The 11,816-nt window shown below is 31.6% G+C and carries 10 protein-coding genes; all 10 read left to right on the top strand.

Annotated elements, in window-relative coordinates; genetic code table 11:
- The first annotated feature begins 70 nt into the window (after positions 1-70).
- The 10 genes from DRF59_RS15345 (at position 71) to rfbC (ending at position 11,763) form a co-directional block, all read left to right on the top strand.
- Entirely contained in the window at positions 71-1,552 is a 1,482-nt protein-coding gene (locus tag DRF59_RS15345; RefSeq protein WP_115962053.1) for an O-antigen translocase, read from the top strand.
- On the top strand, positions 1,549-2,445 hold the full coding sequence (locus tag DRF59_RS15340) for a glycosyltransferase family 2 protein (RefSeq protein ID WP_115962050.1): 897 nt from the start codon (positions 1,549-1,551) through the stop codon (positions 2,443-2,445). Before DRF59_RS15345 ends, DRF59_RS15340 begins: the two co-directional genes overlap by 4 nt.
- A 30-nt stretch (positions 2,446-2,475) precedes the next feature.
- Positions 2,476-3,570 carry a glycosyltransferase gene (locus DRF59_RS15335; protein WP_115962047.1) on the top strand — a complete coding sequence of 365 codons (1,095 nt, stop codon included), beginning with the start codon at positions 2,476-2,478 and terminating at the stop codon, positions 3,568-3,570.
- Between the two features lie 124 nt (positions 3,571-3,694).
- Complete coding sequence (locus tag DRF59_RS15330; RefSeq protein ID WP_115962044.1) at positions 3,695-6,073, top strand: GumC family protein; 2,379 nt, start codon at positions 3,695-3,697, stop codon at positions 6,071-6,073.
- A gap of 53 nt (positions 6,074-6,126) precedes the next feature.
- A complete protein-coding gene (locus DRF59_RS15325; protein WP_115962041.1) occupies positions 6,127-7,221 on the top strand; it encodes an EpsG family protein in 1,095 nt (364 codons plus the stop codon).
- Positions 7,218-8,030, top strand: coding sequence for a glycosyltransferase family 2 protein (locus DRF59_RS15320; protein ID WP_115962038.1), 813 nt, complete (start codon positions 7,218-7,220; stop codon positions 8,028-8,030). The genes DRF59_RS15325 and DRF59_RS15320 overlap by 4 nt, the downstream gene beginning before the upstream one ends.
- A gap of 5 nt (positions 8,031-8,035) precedes the next feature.
- Positions 8,036-9,166, top strand: coding sequence for a glycoside hydrolase family protein (locus DRF59_RS15315; protein WP_115962035.1), 1,131 nt, complete (start codon positions 8,036-8,038; stop codon positions 9,164-9,166).
- 1 nt (position 9,167) lies between these two features.
- Entirely contained in the window at positions 9,168-10,220 is a 1,053-nt protein-coding gene (locus tag DRF59_RS15310) for a glycosyltransferase (RefSeq protein WP_115962032.1), read from the top strand.
- Positions 10,217-11,164, top strand: coding sequence for a sugar transferase (locus DRF59_RS15305; protein ID WP_241505608.1), 948 nt, complete (start codon positions 10,217-10,219; stop codon positions 11,162-11,164). Before DRF59_RS15310 ends, DRF59_RS15305 begins: the two co-directional genes overlap by 4 nt.
- 53 nt (positions 11,165-11,217) lie before the next feature.
- Positions 11,218-11,763 (top strand): dTDP-4-dehydrorhamnose 3,5-epimerase, encoded by a 546-nt coding sequence (gene rfbC, locus DRF59_RS15300; protein WP_115962026.1) that lies wholly within the window; start codon positions 11,218-11,220, stop codon positions 11,761-11,763.
- Positions 11,764-11,816: the final 53 nt, after the last annotated feature.

The raw sequence follows: 11,816 nt of genomic DNA, 5'->3' as shown, positions 1-11,816 counted from the left end.
TGCAACTTTGTTTCTTATTGAAAGTAGTGTGGAATATTTCAGGTAATTCATTGGAAAATTGTCGGGAACTATGAGTAATGAAAACTTTTCATACCGCCAGATTTTTAAGGCCACGTCAATTTTTGGTGGCGTTCAGTTTATCAATATTTTTATTTCTGTAATACGTTCTAAATTTATTGCAATCTTATTAGGCCCCCTGGGAATGGGGGTGGCAGGGCTGCTGAATTCTACCATTACCTTATTGTCTTCAATTGCTAATTTTGGAATTGGAGTAAGCAGTATAAAAGATATTGCGATAGCCAGTGAAAGTCAGAGTAAAGAGCCGCTTTTAAGGATAATCAGTATTGTTAACAAGTTAGTTTGGCTGACAGGAGCTTTTGGAATGATTTTAACTTTGGTGCTTTCTCCATTATTATCAAAACTGACATTTGATAGTTATGACTATACCTGGTCTTTTATCTTCCTATCCATTACTTTATTTTTAGGGCAGCTGACCTTAGGGAAAGATGCTGTTTTACAGGGGACACGACAGCTAAAATGGTTGGCATATGCAAATATATCAAGTTCAGTGGTATCCTTACTTATTACCTTACCATTATATTTTTTATATGGAATAGACGGAATTGTTCCGGCAATGATTATATTATCCTGTACAACCCTGGCAATTACTCAGTTATTTTATAAAAAACTAAATATTAGTTTACAACCGATAAGTTTTAAGAAAAGTTGGGAAGAAGGGTTACCCATGCTAAAGTTAGGATTTTTTCTAAGTCTTAGTGGTATCATTGCTACGGGATGCACTTATATTGTCAGGATTTTTATAACCCGTATAGGAGGACTGGACGATGTAGGATTTTATAATGCCGGCTTCGGAATTGTTAACTCATATGTCGGAATTATCTTTACAGCAATGGCAACAGATTATTATCCGAGATTATCAGCAGTAATACATGAAAAGCTAAAATATATAGAAACAGTAAACCAGCAGGGAAATGTTGCTCTGTTGATTTTGGGACCTATCATTACAATATTCGTCGTATTTGCAAATCTTGCTATTACAATGCTTTATAGCAAAGATTTTTTGCCGATCAATTCGATGATACAATACGCAATGATTGGTGTGTTCTTTAAAGCGTCTTCCTGGTTAATGGGGTATATTGTATTAGCCAAAGGTTCAACCCAGCTTTTTTTCTGGAGTGAATTAACAGCCAATATTTATATGACCATCTTAAATTGTATAGGATTTTATTATGGAGGATTGGAAGGATTGGGAGTTTCATTCCTTGCCGGATATATTGTTTATGCTATACAAATGTTTTTTATTTCAAAAAAGATTTATGGTTTTTACTTTGATATCTCTTTCTTAAAATTATTTATTGTACAAATTTCCATTGCTATTATTGCACTCTTAATAATGAAGATGGTGGATAATGTTTATGTTTCGTATAGTCTGGGAAGTATAATGGTGATTATTACAGGGATATATTCAATCTATCATATCAACAATATTATAAACCTGAAAAGCTTAATTTCAAAACTCAGAAAGAAATGAACATGATCCGGAACCCTCTAGTTTCAGTTATAGTAATAACATACAATTCAGAAAGTACTGTTCTGGAAACATTGGATAGCATTAAAAACCAGACTTATCAAAGTATAGAATTGATTATTTCTGATGACTGTTCCAAAGATAAGACTGTTGAACTTTGTAATTCATGGTTACTACAAAATAGTGAAAGGTTTATTCGTACTGAGATGATTACAGTAAAAGAAAATACCGGGATTTCAGCAAATTGCAACAGAGGTCTTATACATGTTCAGGGTGAATGGGTGAAATTAATTGCGGGAGATGATTCTTTATTTGAAGACTGTATAATGCAAAATATTGACTTCATTAAAAAGAACCCTTCTATACGAGCATTACAGACATTTTCAGAGATGTATGTTGATGTATTGTCCGGTCAGTCAACAGGTAAGGTTCCACTTGGTAAAAATTTGAAGTTTTTTAAATTGCAAACCGCAGAACTTCAGAATAAGTATCTCCAAAATCATGGAAATGTTGTTGCAGCTCCTTCGATGTTCATTGAAAAAAAAGTATTGGATAAAGTGGGAGGATATGATGAGAGATTTAAAATGATGGAAGATTTTCCACTATGGTTAAAGCTTACAGAGAGCGGGATAAAATTTTATCTCTTGGAAGAATCTACAATACGTTACAGAATACACTCAAAATCTGTAATGAAAAATAAAAAACCATTTATATCTGCTAAATTTGCATATGAATATATAAGCTTTATTGAAGAATTTTTTAAAAATAAAAAACTGACTTTTTATTTTAAAAAAGAAAAACTGAGACACAGAATTGCCATTCTTTTCGAAAAGTTAGGATTAAACAGGCCTGGATTTATTCCCAAAGTTCTGTATGCAGTATTGTTTAAATTGTAAGTAAGCATATTTACTTTAACATTAATTAAAATGAAAAAAATAAATGTACTGCATGTTGTTAATCAAATGAACAGAGGAGGGGCAGAAACCTTGTTGATGAATTTTCTACGTAAAATTGATAAAAACAGATTCAAGTTTTACTTTTTAATATTCAATGATGCTAAAGGTGACTATGATGATGAGATTAGATCCTTGGGAGGTGAGCTTATCAGTATAGATGGAGGGAATTCATTGGCCCGTTTTTATAATTTATACCGTTTCCTAAATAAAAATAAAGGAAAGTTTGATATTGTTCACAGTCATTTACTCCTTAATGATGGATTTCAGCTTACCGCTGCAAAACTGGCGGGTATACATACAAGAATATCCCATTCGCATAGTACATTGTATAAACAACATATGACAATTGTAGACAAGGCATATGAGTTTTTATTAAAAAGAGTTATCGCTTTCTCTGCAACACAAAAGATCGCCTGCGGTGATCTTGCCGGAAAGTACTTATTCAGTGAAAATTCTGATTTTACAATTATCAACAATTCAATTGATCTGAATAAATTCAGAAACATAAAAAAACAATGTGAAAATTATTGGGATGCAATAACCAGTCATAAAGGCTTGAAAATTATACAGGTGGGCCGTCTTACAGATCTTAAAAACCATAAGTTCTCTTTAGAAATAGTAAAAAAATTAAAAGATTTAGGCCATGAATTTACTTTTATGATTGTAGGGAAAGGGGAGGAACGTGAAGGCATTCTGGAAATGATCGGGAATTTGAACCTTACTGATCAGGTGATTTTAATGGATGTACGTTCGGATGTGGCAGAATTAATGGCCGGGGCTGATGTTCTTTTAATGCCATCTAAATTTGAAGGTTTTCCTATGGTTTTGGTTGAAAGCCAGGCTGTAGGCCTTCAGGCATTGGTTTCAAATGCAGTTTCCGATGAAACTGATCTGGGTTTAGGCCTTGTTAAATTTCTGGGAATTGATAAAGCTGATATCTGGGTTGATGAAATTATACAGTGTACAAAGCAAGCTTCTTTTTCAGGAAATGTTTACGAAGTACTTCGTAAGAAAGGATTTGATCTGAATTCTAATATAGAATTATTAGAAAAGTTTTACAGCTAAATAAAAAATGTCAGATCATTTAATATAATCTTGAATGATTATAGAAATAGGATTAAAGACTGAGAAACGTTTTTTTAAATAAAATTATTTATATTCGTCAACCAAAATTCAGGGTAATATAAACATGAGGAAAGAGTATCAGAATTCAACAGAAGATTCACTGAAAGAAATTATACAGCCATATATAAAAAAATGGTATTGGTTTGTTATTGGGGTATTGTTGATGGCAGCATTAGGCTTCATATATATTAAAATGACAGCTCCGGTGTTTGAAGTTTTAACAAAAATCTTAATTAAAGATGCAAAAAAAACCGGAAGCCCGGCTTCTGATATTGCTGAAATGCAGGGGCTTTCAGCTTTTTCAGGATTTGGATCAAATACTGTTGAAAATGAAATGGAAGTACTCTCTTCCAAGAAGATACTTTCCGAAGTAATTAGTGAATTACCTTTGCAGTGTTCGGTTTTTAGTATTGGTTCATTTCATGATACTGAACTTTACAGAATGCAGTCTCCAATCATCATCCAGGTAATTAATGAGAAGCCTTTTACCCAACAACCGAATAAAAGAATTAATCTTACAATTGACGGTGATGCATTAGAATTGAGTTCTGAAGAACTGGAAAAACCGATAAAGACTTTTTTTAACAAAACGATTAGTTTGCCGTATGCTAATCTGATGATTATAAAAAATCCATTATTCAATCCAAAGCAATTAAAAAAAGTAAACAACTATAATTCATTATATTTTATTTATAAAAATAAAGAAACCGTTATTGATGATTTGCAGGAAACATTGAGCGTTGGCCTTAGCAGTAAAGAAGCTACAGTTATCAGCTTATCTCTGAAGTATCAGAATGTAGATAAGGCAAAAGATATTTTAAATACGCTCGTAAAAAAATATAATAACGAAGCAATTGTTGAAAAAAATACAGAATCAGAAAAAACAAAGGAATTTATAGATGAAAGAGTAGAACTGATCTCAAAAGAGCTTGGTGATGTAGAAGTTAAAAAAGAAAATTTCAAAACAGATAATAATATTGTTGATATACCCTCTGAGGCTGGTGTAAATTTACAGACCAATACAGAGGCAGAGAAGAAAAGATTGGAATTGTATACCCAACTGGAGCTCAATAATATGTATATAAGTTATTTGAATAACAAATCTTATGATGATATATTGCCGGCTAATATTGGTTTAGATAATGGTACTGCAATTAGTAATATTGCATCTTATAATCAGCTTATTATAAAGAGAAACAGACTGTTGGAAAATGCTACTCCCAAAAATCCCCTTGTCAAAGAGCTGAATGATGAAATAAAAGTATTAAGATCTACCATAAAAGAAGGACTTGATAAAAATAAATCAAATATTCAGCTGGCCATCAATAATGTTTCCTCTATCGAAAGAAAAAGTAATAGCGAGCTGAGAAAAATTCCTTCTTTTGAGCGTGTTTTTAGAAATATAGAAAGACAACAGCAAATTAAAGAAGAGTTATACTTGGTTTTATTGAAAAAAAGAGAAGAAACTGCAATTACCCTTGCAATGTCATCGGATAAAGCCAGAATATTGGATCTGGCTTATGCTAAAAGAAAACCTGTGGCTCCTCAAAAAATGATTATAATTGGACTCGCAGTATTACTGGGAGCTGGGATTCCATTTTTAATTATATTTTTTAAACAATTCTTTAATACAAGAATTTCTGATAACAAAAGTATCGGTAAGCTTAGTAATATACCGGTAATTGCAGAGATACCACATTTAACTGTAAAGGAGAATAATTTAATAAAGCCTAATGATATATCTCCACTTGCAGAATCTTTTAGAATTTTGGCAACCAATGTGAATATGCTTTTGCCTGTTTCTAAAGAAAAAGACAAAATTATACTAGTGACATCTAGTGTCAAGGGAGAAGGAAAAACTTTTATTTCCATCAATTTAGCATTAAGTATTGCAAAACCAGGTAAAAAGGTTCTTGTAATAGGCTCTGATATCCGGAATCCTCAGTTACAGAGATACAAGCCGGAAATGAAGAATGCTTACGGATTGACAGAATTTTTGCATGGATCTGTTGATAAAGTAGAGGATATTATCTATCCAAGCGGGTTTAATACTAACTGTGATTTTATTTTTTCGGGAATTATCCCCCCAAATCCTGTAGAGCTTTTTGAAAATGGCAATTATACTGTTCTGTTAGAAAAACTTGCAGGGAAATACGATTATATTATTATAGATTCGGCACCGTTAATGCCAGTTACGGATACATTTATCATAGTAAAATATGCAGATGCCATTCTTTATGTTGCACGTTCGGAAAAAACAGAAAAAGCATTTATTGAATATGCAGATAATGTAGCGAAGGACAAACTGAAGAATGTTAATTTTGTTCTTAACGACGTTAAGGTAGAAAACTTTGGTTATGGTAATAAACATGGTTACGGATACAAAAGTACAGACCGGCAAAATACTTTGGGAAACAGATTAAAATCTTTTTTCAACAGATAGGACTTAAAATTGGATGGACAAAATAAATATTGCAGGTTTTTAAGATAAGGTTGATGGATATTTTTAATTTAAAGTACTATATCATATACTTTGTATTTGCTGTTGCAGCGTTTATTTTTTCTATGTATATAGATATTAAAAAGAAGAATTATAACAATATTTCCCGGTTTGTTACATTCCTGTTATTTATAATTATTGCTGTTGTCTTCGGTTTTAGAGATTCGGATATAGGATCAGATACAGAAATGTATAAATGGCAGTTTCTTACCTATTCAAATGTTGATTTTGGTATTCAGGTTGCCTTTAAATACTTCATCATTCTGACTCATTTTTTTACAGAAAACTATCACTATTTTTTATTCGCAGTAAGTTTATTATATGTCTCTATTATTTTTTGGAGTATTAATATTTACATAAAGAACTTTGAGGCTAACTTTCTTTTAGTAGGTTTTGCTTTTGTAAGCCTTATCTTTTTTATTCAGCTCGGGATTAATATTATAAGGCAGGGGGTATCCCTCGCCTTTGTACTGCTAGCTATCAGTTACTATATTAAAGACAGGAATAATATCAAGAGCTGGCTGCTGCCTTTTATTGTAGCGATAGGATTTCATGCAACTTCTGCAATCATTCTTTTCTTATTTTTTATCATTTTATTACTGAAAAGAATAACCCTGAATTATTATTATTTATGGTATTTTATTTTATTAGGAATATCAGCGGTTGGGGGCAGTATTTTATCCTTAGGCTCTTTTTTAAATTATTTCTTGGTAATTGACAGTAAACGGGCAGATTTTTATGTGAAAGACCAGGGAACCGATGGAGAGTTTGTCGTTGGATTTAAAGCTCAGTTTGCTGTTTTTAATACAATATTTTTGATTATTTTTTCTTTAATTAATTATAAATTATTGAAAAATGAAAATGAGAATTACAAATTACTTTTAAAATACTATATGTTCATCAGTGGGGTGTTTTTTATGATGTTTCAGATCCCTTATTCAGACCGGTGGGGAATCATGTCGTGGATTACAATACCATTTCTAGTGGCCCCCTTATTCAGTATTAAGAATACTTCAAAGTATGGAATGCTTACTGTTATGTTTTTTATATTTATTTTTGTCTTCTTTAATATTTATAACAATAGCAAATGACAGAAGTAACTATTGCAATACCATTTTACAATGCTGAAGAATATCTCGAACAAGCAATTCTTTCTGTCTTATCTCAAACATATAAAGACTTCGTTCTATTGCTAATAGATGATGGCTCTACAGATTCTTCCTTAAAAATAGCGCAGAAATATCAGAATGATGAGAGAATAAGGATTTTATCAGATGGTAAAAATCTTAATTTGGGGAACCGTTTAAATCAAATTCCTTTTATAGCTGAAACTGAATTTTTAGCAAGAATGGATGCAGATGATATTATGCACCCTAAAAGGATTGAACATCAGCTTAAAATATTAAAAAGTAACCCTGAAATTGATGTCTTAGGAAGTAATATATATTCTATTGATGAGGATGATAATGTGACGGGAAAAAGAATAGATATTTCCGATGATCAGTTGGTCTGCACTCATACATTTTCACATCCAACGATAATGGCAAAAACGATTTGGTTTAAAAACAATCCTTACGATGTAAATGCCGTCCGTATAGAAGATGCAGAACTATGGCTAAGAACAGCAGATAAATATATTTTTAAAGTTATTGGTGAACCTCTTCTTTTTTATAGAGAAATAGGTGATAAATATTATAAAAAATATCTAAAAGGGTTGCCAGGGGTGTGGTATATGATTAAGAAGCATAAATTTTCAAAGGATTATTGTATATTTTCTGCTAAATATTTGTTATCTTGTATAGTATATTTTGTGTTTGATTTGTTTGGAAATGAAAGCTTTCTGATCCAAAATAGAAATGATATCAAGATTGAGAAAAAAAACTATAAATTTTATATATAAATGCAATGATGTATAAAGATTTTTTTCATTTATTTTTTCTTAAAATATCATTAGGATTCATACTATTGAGTTGTGAAGGTATTGCACAAGGATTCTCAACCAAAGCAGTTTCCCAACAGGTTGTTAAAAAATATTATTCTCCTGATTATAATAGTTCTTATTATACAAAGGATAATCTATATATTGTGAGACCTGAAATATTAAAAGGTGATGATCATACAATGACAATCCAAAAAGTGATTGATACCTATACAAATATTTTATTGCCCAATGCAACCATACTGATTAATAAAAATGGTCTTAAGATAGGCTCAGGCAAAAAAATACTTTTTCAGAAAAATACCAAAATCAAGTTTTTAGGACCTGCCAACGGGAGCTATTCAGATGTGGTGAAAATATATGAAGCTCATGATGTAGAAGTAATAAATCCTATAATTGTCGGAAGTAGAAATAGTAAGCTTGAGCAAAGTGGACAATGGAGTGCTGGTATTTCTGTTTTAAACTCTAAAAATATAAAAATTGTAAACCCTAAAATAACAGATACCTATGGAGATGGAATTTTTATTGGTTCTGAAAATGGAGGTTTTTCTGAAAATGTAACCGTTAATGGAGGTTGGATTGATGTTGCAAGACGAAACGGAATTTCCATTACATCAGGAAAGAATATAAAAGTTCAAAATATTTTGATTTCAAATACATTTGGACATGATCCCGAATCAGGTATCGATATTGAACCCAGCTGGGATAAAGATACACTTGAAAATATTATGATTAACAATGTTTGCACCTACAATAATGGAGCAGCAGGAATCTCTGTTAATCTTAATGGTTTAAGTACCAACGATATTAAGAATGCTAAATCTACCAATATTTTTATTGACGGACATACGGATATTGGGTCCAGACATGGCTTTTTGACATCTTTAAATGTAACTCAGGACAGATTTGACGCTACAGGAAACATTATTATAAGAAATGCCAACTGGAAATCAAGCAGGGATGTTGCATACTGGAAAACTCCACAGACTCATCGGGTGAACATTACTTTTTCCGGAATTAACATAGACAATGTACAAAAGCAACAGGATTTTGAAAGAAGTATTAAAAAAATACAAAATATAAAATTGACCCACTAGAATGAAAATTTTACATGTCATTACACTTGCGGAGTTGGGAGGGGCACAATCTGTAGTAATAAACCTGGCAAGGAAGTCAATTGAACAGAACCATGAAGTTTTTGTAGCATCATCTTCACATGGAGAGATGTGGAATTTATTACATAAAGATGCGGTACAGATAAAACTGAAAAACCTTAAACATTCGATAGGAATTGATGATATTTTAGTTGTTAAGGAATTAGTTGATATCTACAAAAAGATTAAACCGGATGTGGTTCATCTGCATTCATCAAAAATTGGAATTCTGGGCAGATTATGTTTTCCTAAATCAAAAATAGTATATACCATACATGGCTTTGATTCAATACGATTACGCTACAGAAAGTTTTTGCCTTTAGAAAAGGCGCTAAAGAGAAAGTGCAGGGCTATAGTTAGTGTAAGTCAATATGATACTGTCAATCTGTTGAACGAAAAAATAAAAGACAATGTTTACCTGGTTAGGAATGGTATTGAGGATTTTGCTGTAAGAGATCTAGAAACGGAATCTGAAAATATTTTAAGTAAAATAAAAAACACAGGAAAGAAAATAATTCTTTCAATATCCCGATTGGCTCCGCCGAAAAGATTTGATTTATTTTGTAAGGTTGCAGATAAATTACCTGATTATCAGTTTGTGTGGATCGGTAATAAAGAAAAGATTTCTGAAATTCCTGAAAATGTAATGATGATGGGAGAAAAGGAAAATGCTCATGAATATTATAAATATGCTGATCTGGCTCTTTTGTTATCTGATTATGAGGGACTCCCTATGTCTCTGATAGAAGCTTTATGTTACTCAAAACCTATTGTTGCTTCTAATGTAGGAGGAATCTCTGAGTTATTGGATGAAAATGGATTGCTGGTTTCTAATGAAAATTTGCCTGAAATTGTAAATTCTATTACTTTTATACTTGCTAATCAAAATATTTATGAGAAATTTGCGGAAAATTCCAGACAGATTTTCGAAAGTAAATTTACGATTGGAAAAATGTATAATAAATATATGGATTTGTATATGTATAACACAAAATGATGAACATTTCCAAATTATCAACTGCAACTAAAAGACTTCTTTTTGTAAATGTTAGTGACATCTCTTATAAATTACTTAAGGAAACACATTTTGTTGAAAATAATAAAGTTATTTTCTTTAATACAGAGACAGAAAAGAGAAGTATTTCAGAGTATATTGTAAAATTAAAAATTAAAACTGTAATCATCGAAACTTCAAATATTAATCATGTTTCAGAAAAAGTTACCAATGAAATAATTGAGAGTAGGATAAAGGGTGTCAAAGTATATGAAGCTCAGGAATTTTATGAGATTGTAAATAAAAGGATCCCTTTAATTAAATTTGAAACTAATGAATATTTCGCTGATAATATTTTTTCAATAGGACTTAACAGACACGATGAGATATTCAAGCGTGTATTTGATGTGCTGGTAAGTTTGATCATTTTGCCAATTTCTTTGCCGCTGATTGCATTAGGATGCCTATTAATTTTCATAAGTTCTCCGGGGAATGTTTTCTTTACTCAAAAAAGAGTTGGTAAAAACTCCATTCCGTTTAAGATTTATAAAATCAGGACAATGAAATTGCATCATCACGGAGACTTTACCAAAAAAAATGATGACAGACTTTTGAAAATAGGTAAAATTTTAAGAATAACTAAAATTGACGAATTACCCCAACTTTTTAATGTCCTGAATGGTAATATGAGTCTTATCGGACCCAGGCCGGAAAGACCCAAATTTGTTGAAGAATCAATTAAAGAAAATGCTTATTTTGATTTAAGACATTTGGTAAAGCCGGGAGTCACCGGATGGGCACAGGTCCATTTGCCAAAAGCCACACCTAAAGAAAATCTGAAGAAATTAGAATATGATTTGTATTACATTAAAAATTATAGCTTTAAACTGGATCTAATAACACTTTTGAAAACCGTTAAAGTGGTGTTGACCATGAACAGTCACTAAGCATATAGACGGAAGTAAATTTTAAATAAAGTATTTTACTAGTGTAATAAAAGATGAAAATAAAAGAAACCCCACTTAAAGATTGCTATATTATAGAACCTACTATTTTTGAAGACAGTAGGGGATATTTTTTTGAAAAGTTTAATGAAAAACGGTTTGAAGAGCTTACCGGGATGAATGGACACTTTGTTCAGGATAATGTTTCCAAATCTTCCTATGGTGTCCTCAGAGGATTGCATCTTCAGAAGGGGGAGCATGCCCAGGCAAAATTGGTTTCATGTCTTGAAGGGAGTGTGTGGGATGTGGCAGTAGATCTCAGAGAGGATTCTCCAACTTTTGGGAAATGGTTTGGCATTGAACTTACAGCAGAAAATAAATTACAGTTATATGTTCCCAGAGGGTTTGGTCATGGATTTTCCGTATTAAGTACACATGCTGTATTCTCCTATAAATGCGATAATTTTTATAATAAAGAGTCCGAAGGAAGTGTAAAATTTGATGATCCTGACCTCGATATCGACTGGAAAATTGATAAAAAAGATGCCGTGTTGTCCGAAAAGGATAAGAATGCACCCGGCTTTAATGAAAAAAACTTTTAATGATATTACTGAAAACCACTTTTTAAGGTGGTTTATTTTTTTTTAATTTTTAG

Origin of the sequence: Chryseobacterium flavum (assembly GCF_003385595.1) — a bacterium.
Taxonomy (GTDB): Bacteria; Bacteroidota; Bacteroidia; order Flavobacteriales; family Weeksellaceae; genus Chryseobacterium; species Chryseobacterium flavum.
This window is presented reverse-complemented; position numbering and strand designations above follow the sequence as displayed.